The following is a 16,919-nucleotide window of genomic DNA, read 5'->3' as shown; positions in this document are numbered from 1 at the left end:
ACATCATATCGGTCATTTATTGATTGTAACGCCTATGTTTGTTAACAGAATGTAAAATCACAAATTGGACACAAAGAAAAACGCTACTCATTATAGCAAATGAGAAGCGCTTCTTTTTTTATTTACAACCAGTTTGTACCCTACACCGCGGATCGAGTCAATATGAACCGAGTCGGGGTCGAGCTCCAGCTTTTTGCGTAATGAGCTGACATGCACATCCACCGTCCGTTGACCGCCAATATAGTCAAAGCCCCACACCGCGTTCATCAGATCATCCCGAGTGAGTACCACACCTGGCTTGCGGGACAAATAGAGAAGCACCTCGAATTCCTTGGGCCTTAAGCTGATAGACTGCCCTCCAAGAATGACTTCATATTTTTCAGGGTAAATCTCCAGCTCGCCCAGTTGAATTTTGGAGCCGTCTTTCTGATCGGACAGCACACCCTCATCCCCGCCGGATGTTCTTCGCAGCACAGCAGTAACACGGGCCAGCAGCTCAGAAACGCCAAAAGGCTTCGTGATGTAATCATCCGCCCCTGACTTTAATCCCTGAACAACCTCAGCTTCACCATTTTTGGCTGTTAAAATAATGATTGGTGTTGTTAGTCCCTGATGACGCAGCCTGCTCAGGATATCCAGTCCGTTCATTCCGGGCAGCATCAAATCCAGCAGGATCAAATCGTAGGACTCTCTGGAGGCTTTTTCAAACCCTGCACTCCCATGATCCTCCGTATCTACTTCGAAACCTTCCTGTATCAAATTGTAGGATAGCAATCTGGCAAGCGTTGGTTCATCCTCAATAACCAGCAAGCGTTGTCCCATAAAATAACTTCATCTCCTGTTTACCTGTTAAAGGCGCATTGGTCAAAATTCCGAAAGCTTTTCCATACTCATGCGACACTCGTTTATTTTATCACGACATTGTTAACAGAATGTAAAAACGATTATAGTTCATTCTTCCTGTTGCAATAATGGCAATTCAATCGTAAATGTAGTACCTATGCCAAGCTCACTTTCCACCGAAAGTGTTCCATGATGCAGGTCAACCAAATGCTTGACAATCGACAACCCCAGACCTGTTCCGCCCGAGTTGCGCGAGCGTCCTTTATCTACCCGGTAAAAGCGTTCAAAGATACGCGGCAAATCCTTTTTTGGAATCCCGATGCCTGTATCACTGACCGTAAAGACGACTCTTTCCGTGTCGTTCTCACGCTGTACTGTCATAACCTTGATCTTGACCTTGCCGCCGTCCAGCGTATAGTTGATGCCATTAGACAGAAGGTTCAGAAAAATCTGCTGCAGCTTATCTTCATCTGCCTCCATAAACAGCTCATCTGGAATATCCATATGCAGCGTAATTCGTTTTTTTGCAGCTACATTGTTCAATTTCTCCAGCAATGATTCAATGAACGACGAAACATGCACTGGAGAGCAATCGAGCGGAGAACGCTTGGACTCGATTTTGGATAGCTCCAGAATGTCGCCGATCAGTCGATTCAGCCGTTCACTTTCATCATAAATAATTTGTAAAAATGAACGGGCTGTCTCTTCATCCTTAACCCCGCCGCCAAGCAACGTTTCGGCGAACCCCTTGACCGCCGCAATCGGTGTTTTTAGCTCATGAGAAACATTCGCCACAAATTCGCTTCGCATATTTTCCAATCGGCGAATTGCCGTAATATCCTGCAAAAGAAACAGCATCCCGCGGTATCCGCCGTCATCCTCATACATGGGTACACCATCCAGCAAAACCAGTCGTTCCTCAGGATTGTACAAATGCACCTCTCCATGCAGCTGTTCACGGCTTTGTATACTGCCCTCGATCAGCTTGGTCAGCTCGTAATGCTTCTTTAGCTCATGATAAGGTTTATCTGTCACCCGTTTACCCGCGACACCAAGCATCCGCTCAGATTCACGGTTTACAAGCGCAATACGCTCACCGGCATCAATCATCAGAATGCCACCAGTCATATTGCTCATGACGCTCTGGAGCAAATCCTCGTTATCACGGATCGTTTTCATTTGGTTTTGCAGACTGTCTGCCATGCGATTAATAGCTTCGCCCAGTTGCCCTACCTCATCCCTGCGCTCTATGCCTACCCGGGCGTCATAATCCAGCTTGGAAATACGATTGGCTACACCCGTAATATGCTCAATGGGTGAGGTTAGGCTGCGGGCAATACGATAGCTGACCAGCCCGGCAGCGAGAAACAGCAGCACAAGTCCAATTCCAATGGCTGTCCAGCCGCGTTGTACTCCCTCCTCTACCGCTTGCAGGTTCATGGACAAACGGATATATCCGTCAAAGCCTTTATCCGACACAACAGGCTCTGCAACGTACAGCATGTTTCGCTGCAAGGTTTCGCTGTAGCGTATCGTGCGTCCGATCCCCTCTGTCGAGGCTTGTTTAATTTCTTCGCGGGATGCGTGGTTTTCCATCTTGCGCGGATCGCTTAACGAATCGCCAATCACCGTCCCATCCTTGCGAATGAAGGTCACACGCGATTCCGTCAGACGGGCAATTTCCTTCGCCTTTTCAGAATAATAAGAGACATAATCTGTGCTGGAAAGAGCGTCTGCATTGACAAAGGGAAATGTAGCGCGAAGCAGGTCGATCTCCCGCCCCATGTTCTCCTCAAGCACCTTCATGTTTGAATTTTTGAAAATTTGTCCCATGGTAATTCCCGCAGCAAGGACAGATACACCAATCAAAATCAGCATAATCAGGGTAAGCCTGAAACGAAACGATTTCATAAAATATGCCCATCCTTTATGTAAGTTAAGTCCCATTCTACAGGCTACCTGCTTTTTGTTCCACTGCAAAAAGGAAAAAGGCCGGGGCATGGACTGCCCCAACCTTCTGCTTATCCGTTAATGACTTCACCGCCGTTGATATGAATAACCTGTCCGCTTACATAGGAAGAGTCATCTGAAGCAAGGTATACATAGGCTGGCGCCAGTTCCTCCGGCTGCCCTAGACGCTTCATCGGCTGTGTTCCACCAAACTCGCTGACGGTTTTGGCATCGAACGTAGACGGAATTAGTGGTGTCCAGATTGGACCAGGGGCTACAGCATTCACCCGAATGCCCTGTTCCACCAAATTGAGTGAAAGGGAGCGAGTGAACGCGGTAATCGCCCCTTTGGTTGATGAATAGTCGATGAGCGTCTTATTTCCGGCATACGCAGTAATTGACGTTGTGTTGACGATGGCGCTCCCTTTTTTCAAATGTGGCAAAGCTGCTTGTGTCAGGAAGAACATACCGAAAATATTCGTACGGAAAGTGCGCTCCAACTGTTCTTTGGTGATATCCTCCAGCTTTTGCTGCGGATGCTGCTCCGCCGCATTGTTCACGACAATATCGAGCTTGCCCAGTTCGTTAACCGTCTGTTGAACCGCCTTTTTAGCAAATTGGTCATCTCCGATATCACCAGGGATCAGCACGCATTTGCGTCCTTCCTGCTCTACCTGACGTTTCGTTTCTTCTGCATCCTTATGCTCATTCAGATAAACGATGGCTACGTCAGCCCCTTCTTTGGCATACGTTACGGCTACAGCTCGTCCAATTCCACTGTCTCCGCCCGTAATAATCGCAACTTTACCTGTCAGTTTGCCAGCCGCTTTGTAAGTCGGCTTTTCAAATTGAGGGGCAGGCGACATTTTCGACTCAATTCCCGGTTGCTGCTCTTGATGCTGTGGGGGTAAGGTTTGCTGGGTTTGATTACTTTTTGGCATGGTAAAAACTCCTTTTAGAATCAGATATCCCTTAGGATGCAACATTTGCATTCACTCTACTCCTGATTTACCCAACAGCTTTCGGATTAAACGGAATGTATGATTATTATATGGAGATCGTTAAAAAATAAGGTATCCCAACATCTTGTGGTCTGCTAGACTATGGAAGGGAGCTACGTATATAAGCAGCAAAAAATAAATTACGAGAATAGCATGAGGGGGATTGTTGAATAGAATGCTGGAAAAAAAGGTGACCTGGCTGGAGCTTTTTTATGATTTGCTCTTTGTGGCCGCAGTTTCCAAAGCTACTCATGTTTTATTGCACGTGGAGCACGGTAGTATTGCGATGGAGCATTTGGCAAAGTTCGTTCTTATTTTTATTCCCATTTGGTGGGCTTGGGTGGGACAAAGCGTTTATAACAACCGTTATGGCCAAGATACGACGACACACCGGATCTTCATGATCCTCGAACTATTTTTTGTTCTGATTATGACTGCCAGTCTGGATGCAGATTTTGACGCTAATTTCGCACCATTTCTGATTGGATATATCGGGTTGAGGGGCTTAACTGCGATTCAATATTTGGTATCCGCTCGAAGAGAAAAGCATCATAGGCAGGAGACTGCACGCTTCTTTGGAACCTACTTCTGGCTTGGAATCATCATCTCATGCTGCTCCATCTTTTTTGATTCATCGCTTCGATATGTCATTTTATATGCGGGTATTGCGGTTGACATCCTTGTTCCTTTAATAGGTCGCAAAAATCTGGTAAAAACGCCAATCCATATAGCACATCTATTAGAGCGCTTTGCGCTGTTCACTTTGATTTTACTGGGTGAATCGGTCGTCAGCATGCTGTCAGTGTTAAAATCCGATAAATTCACACCTTCGTCCATTGGTTTCGCCGCTTTGACCCTTGTATTAGTTATTGCGATTTGGTGGCAATACTTCGAAAATGTAGAAAAACGTATAGATAAGACAAAGCAAACGGCAGGACAAACCATCATTTACGGGCATTTGTTTATCTATTTCTCACTCAGTATGATTGCAGCTTCGATACAGCTCTTATTTCTGGAGCAATTGGCGTATCTGTTTATCCTTTGTTTTACTTTTGCCTCTGTTTTGATTTACTTCTTATCCGTTATGCTTGTATTTCATCAGTATCGGTTTCATCATCTCAAGCCAAGCTTCAAGAAAATGCTTTTATTATTGGGCCTATTATGTGTCTTGTTCATCCTTAATCTCGTAATTGTAGTCTCCCCTCATCTCATTGTAGGTGAACTCATGTTGTTTTTTATCATTTTCGCCAAAGCAACGACATGATGTGCATAGGAATTATTGAAATTCAGCTATGCAGCTTGATATCGCAAAATGGCCTGTGCTAAAGAAGCACAGGCCATTATATTGCAATTCAAGACTTCGTAAAATCCGTTCACTTATACCTTTAAATAATGTGACTGTACACCATTAAAAAGGTAATCAGGATCAGGAATACTGCGAGCAATGTACTGAATGTGCGCATCTTGCCAATATAGCCGTTAATCGGCTGATTATTGCGAAGTGCTTCCAGCGCCAAACGTAATGGCTTGCCCATAATGCCGCCAATGGCGGAAATGGCCAAAAACAGCACAAACACGATGACGATCCATTTCACGGAATATGGGCCGCCAATAGTCAAAAATATACCGCTAACCAGTAGAATGATAAGTGCAAATTGGGCGATACGGTTCAAAAGCTGAACAGCTGACACCATACCTTCCTGCGCCGCGGGAGACAGGCTTCCGATCTTTCCCACTAAAAACGGCAATACCAGATAAAAGCCCAGTGCCAATGTTCCGATCATGTGTAGAAAAAACATTACTCATTACCTCCGTTTGTATAAAACTCAAATCTATTATATCGGGCAAAAGGGACAAAGAGAAGCAGGAAAGTTTCAGATTGGGGGCTTGGGAGGCTCCGCGAACGAAACATTGCTACCATCGCTGGTGATAGCAAATCCAATCTGATATTTTCAGTAATTAGAGAAAGGAATTACTCAAAAACTAAAGGGGGCCCGCAGCCAATAATATGGCTTATGGGACACCCCTTTAGTAGTGAAAACAAAGATTACACGATAAACATATTTAGACGTTGACTACTTTAACTACATTGCGTACCGCTTCGGCGGATTGATCAAGCGCTGCTTTTTCTTCAGCGGTCAATTCCAGTTCGAACACCTTTTCGATCCCATTGCCGCCGAGAAGTGTCGGTACACCGAGGAACAAGTCCTGATAACCGTACTCTCCCTCCAGATAGGCAATGACCGGGATAATACGCTTTTTGTCTTTTACAATCGCTTCTGTCATCTGTGTAAGCGAGGCTGCCGGGGCATAGTATGCACTACCATTCCCCAACAGGTTCACAATCTCACCACCGCCGACACGTGTCCGTTGTACGATTGCTTCAATACGTTCCGGCGAAATCAAAGCTTCAATAGGGATACCACCGACACTGGAATAGCGTACCAGTGGCACCATATCATCACCGTGCCCCCCCATAACAAAGCCGCGCACGTCTTCAACGGATACATTCAATTCTTGTGCAATAAAGGTACAATACCGCGCTGTATCCAGCACACCCGATTGACCGATAACCCGATTTTTCGGAAAACCAAGCGTTTGGTATGCCGTATAAGTCATCGCATCGACCGGATTACTCAGAATTATTACGATAGAATCTGGTGCATACTTTTTTACGTTCTCGCACACGGATTTTACGATTCCTGCGTTGGTATTGACCAAATCGTCACGACTCATGCCGGGCTTGCGTGCAATTCCAGCTGTAATGATAACAATATCTGAATTGGCTGCATCCTCATAGTTGGAAGTACCTGTGACCAGGCTGTCAAAACCCTGTACCGGACCGGCCTCCAGGATATCGAGCGCCTTGCCCTTGGTCGGATTCTCAAGTTGCGGAATATCAATCAGCACGACATCGCCCAGCTCCTTTTGAGCCAGCATCAATGCGGTAGTGGCACCGGTAAAACCGGCGCCAACAATAGATAATTTTTTACGTTGAATGGTCACGTGGCATCTCCCCTTCCTACAGGTTACTAATAATAGTATCTGCAAATTCGGAGCATTTCACTTGTGTAGCGCCATCCATCAGGCGGGCAAAGTCATACGTTACGATTTTCTGATTAATGGACGTTTCCAGTCCTTTATAGATCAGGTCAGCGGCTTCCTTCCAGCCCAAGTGCTCAAGCAGCATGACGCCGGACAAAATCACAGAGCCAGGGTTCACAACGTCTTTGTCAGCATATTTTGGCGCTGTGCCATGTGTAGCTTCAAATATGGCATGCCCTGTTACATAGTTAATGTTCGCACCTGGAGCAATACCGATTCCACCGACTTGAGCAGCCAGCGCATCGGACAGATAGTCCCCGTTCAGGTTCAGCGTAGCAATAACATCAAATTCGGATGGGCGTGTCAGCACTTGTTGAAGTGCAATATCAGCAATCGCATCCTTGATGATGATTTTGCCTGCATCTTCAGCGGCTTTTTGAGCTGCATTGGCCGCATCTTCGCCATCTTTTTCCTTAATGGCATCATATTGAGCCCAAGTAAATACTTTATCTGCAAATTCCTCCTCAGCTACTTCATAACCCCAGTTTTTGAAAGCACCTTCGGTAAATTTCATAATGTTGCCTTTGTGTACGAGCGTTACGCTCTTGCGTCCGTGATCAACAGCATACTGAATGGCTGCGCGCACCAGACGTTTTGAACCTTCGGAGGAAACCGGCTTAATCCCGATCCCCGAGGTTTCAGGGAAACGGATTTTGTTCACACCCAGCTCTTGCTGGAGGAACTGAATGACCTTTTTCACGTCTTCGGAGCCTTCGGCATACTCGATACCTGCGTAGATATCTTCTGTGTTCTCACGGAAAATAACCATATCTACCAACTCAGGACGTTTTACCGGAGACGGTACGCCGTTAAAGTAACGAACAGGACGCAGACATACGTACAAATCCAGTTCTTGGCGCAACGCCACATTCAAGGAACGAATGCCACCGCCAATAGGTGTCGTAAGCGGACCTTTAATGGCTACAATATACTCACGGATGGCTTCCAGTGTATCGTTAGGCAGCCACTCGCCGTATGTATTGAAAGCTTTCTCACCAGCGAATACTTCATACCAGGCAATCTTTTTAGTGCCGTTATATGCTTTATCTACAGCTGCGTCCAGTACGCGCTTGGATGCCTTCCAGATGTCACGTCCTGTGCCATCACCTTCGATGAACGGAATAACCGGATGGTTCGGAACCTGTAGCTGACCGTTATCAATCGTAATTTTTTCGCCTTCAGTTGGGAGCTCAAACTTTTCAAATTTCACCATAAGTTCCTTTTCCTCCTCAGATATGAATGGGTACATGGCGAAAGAAGTGATCTTCATCACAGACAAAAACGTCTATCCCTCGCCGTCCCCTTTATTGTACCTTATTTTTTAAATTCAGGATATACAACCTTGATATTCCTTCAACAAGGAATTAGCGCATCTCTGGCGCCACGTATTTTTGATCCATCGGGCCTGTATACTCGGCACGCGGACGGATCAGACGATTATTTTCATACTGCTCCAAAATGTGCGCGGTCCACCCGGATACACGGCTCACAGCAAAGATCGGTGTAAACAGGTCTTGCTTTATACCCAGTTGGGTATAAACAGAGGCAGAATAAAAATCGACATTTGGTTTCAAGCCCTTTTGTCCTGTCACAATTTCCTCAATTCGAACCGACATATCAAACAACGTGGTATCACCGTTCATTTGGCCCAGTTCACGGGACATCTTGTGCAGGTGCTTGGCACGCGGATCACCGTTTTTATAGACACGATGCCCAAAGCCCATGATTTTTTCACGGTTATCCAGTTTGGCCTGAATATACGAGTCCACCTGATCCAAACCGCCAATTTCCTCCAGTGTCCTGGCAACAGCCTCATTGGCTCCGCCGTGCAGCGGTCCTTTTAAAGCGCCAATGGCAGACGTAATCCCTGAATAAATATCCGACAATGTAGCTACCGTTACACGCGCAGCAAAAGTCGAAGCATTCAATTCGTGATCGGCATGCAGCACAAGAGCCTGATTAAACGCTTTGACAGCTGTCTCTTCTGGCTCCTTGCCAGTAAGCTGGTACAAAAAGTTTTCAGCGATGGAAACACCTTTTTTAGGCGTAATCGGCTCCAAGCCCTCGCGTATACGCGCTATAGCTGCCACAATGGTAGGCAATTGCGCCTGAAGCTTGACGGTTTTGGTCACATTAGACTCTCTGGACATATCATCCGCATCTGGATCATACAAAGCGAGAGACGACACGGCTGACCTCAAGGCGGCCATCGTGCTCAAATCTTTCGGATACAGCTTTAACTGAGTAATAATTTCCTCCGGAATAGCAGCATATTCGCTTAATTGATTGCGAAGCTCCTGCAATTGCGCCTGATCGGGCAGTTTTCCAAACCACAGCAAATAAGCTACCTCTTCAAAATCGGCGTTAACAGCCAAATCATCAATGTTATAACCCCGGTACGTGAGAACGCCATCTACGATAGAGCTTATGGAGGAAGTGGTCGCCACAATTCCTTCCAGACCTTTAGTCGCTGTCATCGTTACATCTCTCCTCTGTAAAAACATTGTGAACGGACTTGCAATGTAAACATTTTCAAAAGTAAGATATGCCTTTTAAATAGCTAAGTAATGTTAACGCCATATGTCAATATTTAAATCTTCTTTCACTATACTGGATTTTGTCGTTTATGTGAACATTCAGGGCTATTCCGACAGATTCAAATGTTTTATCGCTTCTATAAAGATTTTTTTGAAACCCCTTACATTTTTTTAAAATCCGTTTGCACTTTTTTACATAGGTCTTGTCTCCCCCCTTCCCGCATATGTATAGTAGAGTACTTATTTTGTGGGATACCATCGTAAAAGAAAGGAGCCGTGAGAGCTTGAGCCGATTGATCCTGAACCGCATATTGCGTGCTCTGTGGGTCACTATTGTGATAGTAGCTCTGTTGCTGGGCATATATGTGCTGTTCCCACTCGTTTATCCATTCCTGCTCGCCTGGCTGGTGGCCTATGCCATGAACCCGCTGGTTGGTTTTCTGCTCACAAAGGCCCACATGCCGCGTTGGATGGCTGTCACGGTCTCATTGTTTGTATATTTAGGCGGAATCGCAATTGTCCTGTCTGCGGCAATCACCCGAATGGTGCGAGAGGTTATTAAGCTGACCATGACGTTTGACGGACATATTGAGCATTTTAAAAGCCTGTTCATCGACTGGACTCAGAGTGATCTGATTCAAAATGTAATTAACGAAATCAACCATTTCATTCGCGACAATCCAGATTATCAGCACACTATAAATAGCAATATTGACAAAACCACACAAACGGTCAGTTCGGCCGTCACTACGCTGGTCGCCCAATTTTTTAATGGCATTTTGAATTTGCTGACCTCTCTGCCCAATATGGGTGCCGTGCTAATGGTCATTGTTGTAGCTGCATTTTTTATCAGTAAGGACTGGAACCAGCATAGCAGGATACTCTCCAATATGATTCCGGATACGATTCGCAAGCCACTATCGGGTGTATGGCACGATCTTCGCAAGGCACTGTTCGGCTATTTGCGTGCACAATTTATTATTATCTCCATTACAGCCTTGACGGTCATTATTGGGCTATTCATATTGCGTGTGGAATCCGCCTTTACCATCGGTTTGATGATCGGACTGGTGGACTTGCTACCTTATTTGGGGGTTGGCCTGGTGATGATTCCGTGGCTGCTGTATGCCTATATGTCAGGTAATTTGGCATTAGGGGTAGGATTATCGATCCTCTATATCATCCTGTTGGTTGGACGGCAAATTGTGGAGCCAAAGGTGTTAGCCAGCAGTGTGGGTTTGAACCCGCTTCCCACCCTCATCGGCATGTTCATCGGGCTCAAGTTGTTTGGTATTTTGGGGCTGATTATCGGTCCTGTATCACTCATAATCGTCGATGCCCTGAATCGCGCGAATGTCATTCAGGACTTGCGAAATTATATTCTTGCCGGAAGAGTGCGTTAAGTGGATAGGAAAAACGGTCTCACGTTAAAACCGTCGAAACGTAATACTGCCGTTTTTCATTTTTTTCTCCAGCCACTTCAATAAAAAGCGACGATACAGTGCACGTGTTAAAGGGAATACCAGCGTAAAACCAATGATATCGGTTAAAAATCCGGGGATAAGCAGTAAGCTTCCACCAAAAAAAACACATAACCCATCCAGCATTTTACGGCCAGGTACTTGCCCACGGTTCATTTCATGTTTCGCATCGGCGATCACCTTGCGACCTTCAAATTGCATCATGGCTGCACCAATTAGGGTCGTCAGAATGATGAGCAGAATCGTTTTGCCCGCTCCAATCCAGTGACTTACCCAGATGAACCCGTACAACTCTGCCAGAGGAATGAGCAGCAGCAACAGCCACAGGCGCTTGCGCATCATCATGATCTCTTTCCCTCCCCGCCTGTAAAAGCAGACCTTAACGCCGTGTACAGCTCAGGTAGTGCCTGATCCAGCCTAACGGGCTTCCATTCGGTATTTACCCATGCGTGGCGTGTCGTTCCTGTGACAAGCAGCTCTCCCGGCAACGTATCTGCCTGTGTCCACACCTTTCCAACATTGCTTTGATGCTCGTCAGCCGTTACACGCCGAACCTCATAATTATAGTTTAGACGCAGTCTGGAGAAGTCCGTAATGGCTGTATAAACAGTAATCATGTCATCGTAGCGAGCAGGACTCCCATATTTCACATTGATTTCAAGAACTGGCAGCAAAACTCCCCGTTCCTCCATACTCCGATAGTTAAAGCCTGCCTGACGGATCATTTCAGTACGCCCGATCTCAAACCAGTTCAAATAATTCGCATGATACACGACCGCCATCTGGTCTGTTTCCTGATAACGGACTCGTAGCGGTGCACCATACCAGCGTAATTCCGTTTGTTTCTCCTCTTGAGTCATACTAGCTCTCCTATCTTTGTACATCTTTATCTCTACGTTGCCCTCTCTCCATTAAACCATATTTACAGCCCGGGAACAAAAAGAGAGCCGACCGAACGGTCAGCCCTCTCAACTATGGTTAAATGATCGCTTATTATTTAGGCAACGGCTTGGACAATTTGTAATATCCGCTTTCCGAAGCCGCAATCAACAGACTTTTTGCTTGACTTCCTGCCCAAGCATAACCGAGACGTCTCTCTTCACTGATTTTCATAATGTCTGTATACTTTTTGCCATCCCGGCCTGAGAAGAAATACTTATTGTCTTCCACATTGTAGAAGCGATACCACATAACGCTTGATGCATCCTTTTGGAAGAACTCTGGACCTTGACGATTGTATTTGATTCCGTCGATTCGGTTCGTGTCAAACCATTTCAAAGCGCTCAGTGCTGCTTTTTTCACCTCAGCCGTTTGCGGTTGGGACATCAAAAAGGCCGTGATGCCTACCGATTCCGTAGTTGTTTTGGAAGCAAGCTCAAATGCCCGGGCAGGCACAGATGCATAAGTAACCGGATCATGCTGTGCACCCCAGATCGTCGGCGTACCATTGTTTACAATTTGAGCTTTAACCGTATACTGTACACCTTTATTCAGAGCCTGCTGAAGTCTGGAGCGATATGTATTGTCAAGAATATCGCTATCAAAAGGCTGTCGCTTGTTCACAATATCATCAGCCAAAACCATTATTCTAACCATTGCATCATCGTTGTAGGTTGCAGCATCAGAATAATTACCACGTTTAGGGTATACTTGCGGCCAACCACCGGAGGAATATTGAGAGGTTAGAACGAAGTCAACAGCTTTTTGTACACTGTTCTGAATGTCTTTATTTTTTGTTTTTTTGTAAACATCCGCCCAAAAACGAATCTCGGTTGTCGTGGCCTCGTTATCAAACGTCCCCAGTTCCACGCCATCCTTGTTCACCCAGGTAGAGCGCGCAGCTTTGTCATCCCACTTGGATTTATAATTTTTTTCCATGGCTTTGAAGAATCCGCCATGCGGCAATTGCCACGATACGATATTCAAGGCCAGTTTGGTATCCTTGGATACATCGCCTGTAGAAAATTTACTAAAATCACGATAGTTGTCCAGCAGGCTGCTCGCACTCACGCTAGCGAATGGAACAATAGCATTTTTGTTAATGGCCGCATCACTATACACAGCCTGAGTAACACTCGCCCCCGTATCAGCTGCCTCCTGCTCTGCTGCCGCCCATGAAGGGTTAATAAGTCCCGTTGTTACCGTAATCGCCATTCCGGAAAGGGCGATCCATTTGACAGATTCAACCTCTTGCTAATACTTGATTAGTAAGAGGTTTTATCCTGTTTTATATATATAGTAAAGCTGTCGAAAACTGCACGGCTTACCCAAAGCGCCCCATAATGTACTCCTGGGTCAGTTCATTTTCAGGATTCGTGAAAATCTCGTTTGTTTTTCCATGCTCAATCAGATTCCCGATATAAAAATAAGCAGTATAGTCTGAAATCCGTGCGGCCTGCTGCATATTATGCGTTACAATCACGATACGCAGCTCTTTTTTCAATTCAGTAATGAGCTCCTCGATCTTGCCTGTAGACACGGGGTCCAGTGCAGAGGCCGGCTCGTCAAGCAGCAAAATTTTCGGCTGGACGGAGAGCGCACGCGCAATACAAAGCCGCTGCTGCTGCCCGCCAGATAGCGCCAGTGCGGAATCATGAAGGCGATCCTTGACCTCATCCCACAGCGCTGCCTTACGCAGGCTGCTTTCCACGATTTCATCAAGCTGCTTCTTTTTGCGCACCCCCCGATATTTGGGACCGAAGGCGATATTATTGTAAATAGATTTATAAAAAGGGTTGGGACGTTGCCACACCATGCCAATTTGCTGACGCAGCTTGATCACGTCCGTTCCCGGCGCAGTCAAATCCTGCCCGTCCATCCAGATATGCCCCGTTGTAGAGGAAGACGCAATCTCGTCGTTCATGCGATTAAGTGAGCGTAAAAAGGTCGACTTGCCACAACCGGAAGGACCGATCAGGGCGGTCACGGTTTGCTCGGGAAAGGCCAGATTTATTTTTTTTACAGCCTCAAAGCTGCCATAATAAATACTCAAATCCTCGGTACTAAATGGCTGTGGCGGTTGCCCCGCAAGTTGTTCCGAGCGTGTAGACTGAACGGGCGTTGTTGTTGCTGCAGGTTTTACCGTTCGCATAATCACTTGTTCCATATTCCCCATCCCCTTTCTAATCCATCCGTTTGGCAGCTGTCAGGCGGCGGTAAACAACTCTTCCGAACCATCTTGCACTCAAGTTGAAGGCAAGTACGAGCAATACCAATACCGCGGAAGCGCCTGCGGCAATATCCTTGGAATCAGGAGCAATGCCTTCACTGTTCACCTTCCAAATATGCACAGCGAGCGTTTCGGCAGGTCTCATCGGATTAATAGGCGATCTGGCATGCAATGGATTCCAATCGGTAAAATCAAGCGGCGGCGTACTCATTCCTGCTGTAAACAGCAACGCGGCGGCTTCCCCGAAAATCCGGCCTGCGGCCAAAATAGTACCCGTAATCAAGCTTGGCAGCGCAGCTGGAAGTAAAATGGAGGTGATGATTTTCCATTTGGATAATCCGAGCGCAAGCCCGGCTTCCTTTTGCTCCTTGGGTATAGCCCGGAAAGCCTGCTCTGTTGTACGAACCATCAGCGGCAGATTGAATACTGCCAAGGCCAAGGCTCCTGATAACAGAGAAAAACCAAAATTAAACGTATTTACGATAAGTAAAAGTCCAAACAAACCGATGACGATGGACGGGAAGGAAGACAATACTTCGACGACAAGTCGTATGAAGTCCGTAATTTTTCCCGGCTTTGCGTATTGCGCCATGTATATACCGGCACCCCAGCCAATCGGAATGGTAATGATCAAAGTTAAAATCAGCAAAAATACAGAGTTAAATAACTGCGGGCCAATGCCTCCGCCTGCGCGTAACGTTTGGGGAGCACTGGTTAGAAAATCAAAGGAAATGTGACTGACTCCACGGGCCAAAATGAACCCCAATAATCCCAGCAAAAGGACAACAATGAACAGGGCAAAGAAACAGATTACAAATGTAGCGATCTTATCGGTTGTTTTAGCTCTCATCTAATCCGGTTTCTCCTTTCAAGCAACCTTACCAGCAGCACAAAGATAAATGTCATGAGCAGAAGCACAAGCGCCATACTCCAAAGAGCGTTGTTATGAACTGAGCCCATAGCTGTGTTGCCCATGCTAAGTGTAATAACACTGGTCAAGGTCGAAGCGGATTCCAGCAAGGAGCTTGGTATGTGCGGTGCATTCCCGATGACCATCTGCACGGCCAGCGCTTCCCCAAAGGCACGAGCCATACCGAGAATAATTCCTGTCAAAAGAGCGGGCAGCAGCGTCGGAATAATGACGCGTGCAATGGTCTGCCAGCGGGTAGCCCCCAAAGCATAGGAGGATTCACGCAGACCTCCTGGCAAGGATGACAGAGCATCCGCCATAATACTCGTAATAGTCGGCAAAATCATCACAGACAACACAAGGCAGCCTGCCAAAATGCCGATGCCTTGTCCTCCGAACACGTTCCGCAGCAACGGGACGATCACAGTCAAGCCGACAAAGCCATATACTACCGACGGAATACCGGATAATAGCTCAATCGCAGGCTGAAGGATACGTTTGCCCGATTTTGGCACGATTTCCGTCATAAACAAAGCTGCACACAGACTGAGCGGACTGGCAATTAAAGCCGCCAAAATGGTTACAGCAAAAGAACCCGTAATAAACGGAAGCGCACCGAAGGACTTGGGTTCACCGTCTGGGCTCCATTTGGTGCCAAAGAAAAATTCACGTAGACTGACTCCATTCATCGCAAATGTAGCTACACCTTTGGAGGCAACAAAATATACGATGGAGACAATGACTGCAACTAAAAAAACGACACAAACCGACGTATAAATGCGGCCGGTCCATTCTTCCCAGTAATGTCTTTCTTTCATAACTCGGGAACGTTTATTCTGTTCCATGTATGCCTTCCCTTCAATTGGTTCCATACTGTAACTCCTTTAACCGAAGAATAGAGGTCGGACGCTAGTCCGCCTCTTCTCCGTGAATATACTACGCATTAGCTGCATTCATCCGAACAGGAGATGTATCTCCTTATTTCGTAATGTTCCCGTCAGCATCGCGTTTAACTTTCATACCGGATACTGGGATGTACCCCAGATCTACGACATCGGATTTCTGGATTTCATCAGACAGAATATAATCGAGAAATGCTTTGACGTGTTCTTTTGGCTCACCTTTAGTGTACATATGCTCGTAAGCCCATACTGGATATTTACCTTGCTCTACATTTTCCACGTTGGCTTCAACACCGTCGTATTTCAAAGCTGTTACAGTGTTATCGATGTAGGACAGAGCCAGATAACCAATAGCACCCGGTGTTTCAGCAATCAGCTTTTTCACAGTACCGGAGGAATCCTCCTGAATAGAGCCTGGCAGATCTTCCGTTTTTTGGCCCAATGCATATTTTTCAAATGTTGCACGAGTACCGGAGCTGCTTGGACGGTTTACAATAACGATTTTTTGATCTGCACCACCGACCTGTTTCCAGTTCGTGATTTTACCTGTGAAAATTTGTACCAATTGATCTTTCTTCAGGTCTGTTACGCCAACCTTAGGATTCGCTACTGCTGACATCGCTACAACAGCTACTTGGTGATCGACCAGCTCATCTGCGCCGCTCTCCAGTTTTTCTTTGGCAAACACGTCAGAGTTACCGATATCCGCTTGTCCGCCGGAAACCTGAGTCAAGCCAGTACCGCTGCCGCCGCCTTGTACTTGAACTGCAATGCCTTTATATTTATCGACAGCCATAAATTTTTGTCCTGCTTGCTCTACCAATGGTTGAAGTGCCGTGGAGCCAACAGCCAGAATGTTACCTGTCAGTTCAGCAGCTGCTTTATTATCTGTTCCTTTAGCAGCATCTCCTTGTGGTGCAGCATTGTTACCTGACCCGCAAGCTGCGAGTGCAAATACCATGGTAAGAGTCATCAGAATGAACGGCCATTTTTTCAACATTTTTTATTGTCCTCCCCTTAG

16 protein-coding genes are annotated in these 16,919 nt (G+C 46.3%); 2 read left to right on the top strand and 14 right to left on the bottom strand.

What is annotated here, in order from left to right; all coding sequences use genetic code 11:
- Positions 1 to 90: 90 nt before the first annotated feature.
- From GCU48_RS19515 to GCU48_RS19505, 3 genes are all read right to left on the bottom strand, one after another.
- Positions 91 to 822 (bottom strand): response regulator transcription factor, encoded by a 732-nt coding sequence (locus GCU48_RS19515; protein ID WP_010349065.1) that lies wholly within the window; start codon positions 820 to 822, stop codon positions 91 to 93.
- 129 nt (positions 823 to 951) lie between these two features.
- Positions 952 to 2,754, bottom strand: coding sequence for a two-component system histidine kinase PnpS (gene pnpS / locus GCU48_RS19510; protein WP_152381164.1), 1,803 nt, complete (start codon positions 2,752 to 2,754; stop codon positions 952 to 954).
- 110 nt (positions 2,755 to 2,864) lie between these two features.
- The gene (locus tag GCU48_RS19505; RefSeq protein ID WP_167518731.1) at positions 2,865 to 3,734 is read right to left on the bottom strand and encodes an SDR family oxidoreductase; all 870 of its coding nucleotides are present in this window, start codon (positions 3,732 to 3,734) and stop codon (positions 2,865 to 2,867) included.
- A 235-nt stretch (positions 3,735 to 3,969) separates the two neighbouring features.
- Between GCU48_RS19505 and GCU48_RS19500 the strand changes: the two genes are divergently transcribed.
- Positions 3,970 to 5,058, top strand: coding sequence for a low temperature requirement protein A (locus tag GCU48_RS19500; RefSeq protein WP_152381162.1), 1,089 nt, complete (start codon positions 3,970 to 3,972; stop codon positions 5,056 to 5,058).
- Between the two features lie 121 nt (positions 5,059 to 5,179).
- Here GCU48_RS19500 and GCU48_RS19495 read toward each other — a convergent pair whose 3' ends face one another.
- From GCU48_RS19495 to citZ, 4 genes are all read right to left on the bottom strand, one after another.
- Positions 5,180 to 5,593, bottom strand: a complete 414-nt coding sequence (locus GCU48_RS19495; protein WP_152381161.1) for a hypothetical protein — start codon at positions 5,591 to 5,593, stop codon at positions 5,180 to 5,182.
- A 265-nt stretch (positions 5,594 to 5,858) separates the two neighbouring features.
- Positions 5,859 to 6,800, bottom strand: a complete 942-nt coding sequence (mdh, locus tag GCU48_RS19490; protein ID WP_152381160.1) for a malate dehydrogenase — start codon at positions 6,798 to 6,800, stop codon at positions 5,859 to 5,861.
- 16 nt (positions 6,801 to 6,816) lie between these two features.
- The gene (icd, locus tag GCU48_RS19485) at positions 6,817 to 8,112 is read right to left on the bottom strand and encodes an NADP-dependent isocitrate dehydrogenase (protein ID WP_152381159.1); all 1,296 of its coding nucleotides are present in this window, start codon (positions 8,110 to 8,112) and stop codon (positions 6,817 to 6,819) included.
- A 151-nt stretch (positions 8,113 to 8,263) separates the two neighbouring features.
- Complete coding sequence (gene citZ / locus GCU48_RS19480) at positions 8,264 to 9,376, bottom strand: citrate synthase (RefSeq protein WP_152381158.1); 1,113 nt, start codon at positions 9,374 to 9,376, stop codon at positions 8,264 to 8,266.
- A 344-nt stretch (positions 9,377 to 9,720) separates the two neighbouring features.
- On the opposite strand from citZ, the gene ytvI reads away from it, so the two are divergent.
- A complete protein-coding gene (gene ytvI, locus GCU48_RS19475) occupies positions 9,721 to 10,839 on the top strand; it encodes a sporulation integral membrane protein YtvI (RefSeq protein WP_152381157.1) in 1,119 nt (372 codons plus the stop codon).
- Between the two features lie 24 nt (positions 10,840 to 10,863).
- Here ytvI and GCU48_RS19470 read toward each other — a convergent pair whose 3' ends face one another.
- The 7 genes from GCU48_RS19470 to GCU48_RS19440 form a co-directional block, all read right to left on the bottom strand.
- Positions 10,864 to 11,262 (bottom strand): FxsA family protein, encoded by a 399-nt coding sequence (locus GCU48_RS19470; protein ID WP_010349074.1) that lies wholly within the window; start codon positions 11,260 to 11,262, stop codon positions 10,864 to 10,866.
- Positions 11,259 to 11,777 carry an acyl-CoA thioesterase gene (locus tag GCU48_RS19465; RefSeq protein WP_152381156.1) on the bottom strand — a complete coding sequence of 173 codons (519 nt, stop codon included), beginning with the start codon at positions 11,775 to 11,777 and terminating at the stop codon, positions 11,259 to 11,261. The genes GCU48_RS19470 and GCU48_RS19465 overlap by 4 nt, the downstream gene beginning before the upstream one ends.
- A gap of 133 nt (positions 11,778 to 11,910) precedes the next feature.
- On the bottom strand, positions 11,911 to 13,071 hold the full coding sequence (gene pelA, locus GCU48_RS19460) for a pectate lyase (RefSeq protein WP_152381155.1): 1,161 nt from the start codon (positions 13,069 to 13,071) through the stop codon (positions 11,911 to 11,913).
- Between the two features lie 109 nt (positions 13,072 to 13,180).
- Positions 13,181 to 14,023: a phosphate ABC transporter ATP-binding protein PstB gene (gene pstB, locus GCU48_RS19455; RefSeq protein ID WP_152381154.1), complete on the bottom strand. Its 843-nt coding sequence runs from the start codon at positions 14,021 to 14,023 to the stop codon at positions 13,181 to 13,183.
- A 16-nt stretch (positions 14,024 to 14,039) separates the two neighbouring features.
- Positions 14,040 to 14,936: a phosphate ABC transporter permease PstA gene (pstA, locus tag GCU48_RS19450; RefSeq protein ID WP_152381153.1), complete on the bottom strand. Its 897-nt coding sequence runs from the start codon at positions 14,934 to 14,936 to the stop codon at positions 14,040 to 14,042.
- Complete coding sequence (pstC, locus tag GCU48_RS19445) at positions 14,933 to 15,868, bottom strand: phosphate ABC transporter permease subunit PstC (protein ID WP_025720293.1); 936 nt, start codon at positions 15,866 to 15,868, stop codon at positions 14,933 to 14,935. Before pstC ends, pstA begins: the two co-directional genes overlap by 4 nt.
- A 106-nt stretch (positions 15,869 to 15,974) precedes the next feature.
- Positions 15,975 to 16,898: a phosphate ABC transporter substrate-binding protein gene (locus tag GCU48_RS19440; RefSeq protein WP_025720295.1), complete on the bottom strand. Its 924-nt coding sequence runs from the start codon at positions 16,896 to 16,898 to the stop codon at positions 15,975 to 15,977.
- Positions 16,899 to 16,919: the final 21 nt, after the last annotated feature.

Source organism: Paenibacillus brasilensis (assembly GCF_009363115.1).
GTDB classification, from domain to species: Bacteria; Bacillota; Bacilli; order Paenibacillales; family Paenibacillaceae; genus Paenibacillus; species Paenibacillus brasilensis.
This window is presented reverse-complemented; position numbering and strand designations above follow the sequence as displayed.

Excerpts from the sequence above, each read along its gene's own strand:
- GCU48_RS19515 (WP_010349065.1), bottom strand. The coding sequence starts at position 822 with ATGGGACAACGCTTGCTGGTTATTGAGGATGAACCAACGCTTGCCAGA.
- pnpS (WP_152381164.1), bottom strand. The coding sequence starts at position 2,754 with ATGAAATCGTTTCGTTTCAGGCTTACCCTGATTATGCTGATTTTGATT.
- GCU48_RS19505 (WP_167518731.1), bottom strand. The coding sequence starts at position 3,734 with ATGCCAAAAAGTAATCAAACCCAGCAAACCTTACCCCCACAGCATCAA.
- GCU48_RS19500 (WP_152381162.1), top strand. The coding sequence starts at position 3,970 with ATGCTGGAAAAAAAGGTGACCTGGCTGGAGCTTTTTTATGATTTGCTC.
- GCU48_RS19495 (WP_152381161.1), bottom strand. The coding sequence starts at position 5,593 with ATGTTTTTTCTACACATGATCGGAACATTGGCACTGGGCTTTTATCTG.
- icd (WP_152381159.1), bottom strand. The coding sequence starts at position 8,112 with ATGGTGAAATTTGAAAAGTTTGAGCTCCCAACTGAAGGCGAAAAAATT.
- citZ (WP_152381158.1), bottom strand. The coding sequence starts at position 9,376 with ATGACAGCGACTAAAGGTCTGGAAGGAATTGTGGCGACCACTTCCTCC.
- GCU48_RS19470 (WP_010349074.1), bottom strand. The coding sequence starts at position 11,262 with ATGATGATGCGCAAGCGCCTGTGGCTGTTGCTGCTGCTCATTCCTCTG.
- GCU48_RS19465 (WP_152381156.1), bottom strand. The coding sequence starts at position 11,777 with ATGACTCAAGAGGAGAAACAAACGGAATTACGCTGGTATGGTGCACCG.
- pelA (WP_152381155.1), bottom strand. The coding sequence starts at position 13,071 with ATGGCGATTACGGTAACAACGGGACTTATTAACCCTTCATGGGCGGCA.
- pstB (WP_152381154.1), bottom strand. The coding sequence starts at position 14,023 with ATGGAACAAGTGATTATGCGAACGGTAAAACCTGCAGCAACAACAACG.
- pstA (WP_152381153.1), bottom strand. The coding sequence starts at position 14,936 with ATGAGAGCTAAAACAACCGATAAGATCGCTACATTTGTAATCTGTTTC.
- pstC (WP_025720293.1), bottom strand. The coding sequence starts at position 15,868 with ATGGAACCAATTGAAGGGAAGGCATACATGGAACAGAATAAACGTTCC.
- GCU48_RS19440 (WP_025720295.1), bottom strand. The coding sequence starts at position 16,898 with ATGTTGAAAAAATGGCCGTTCATTCTGATGACTCTTACCATGGTATTT.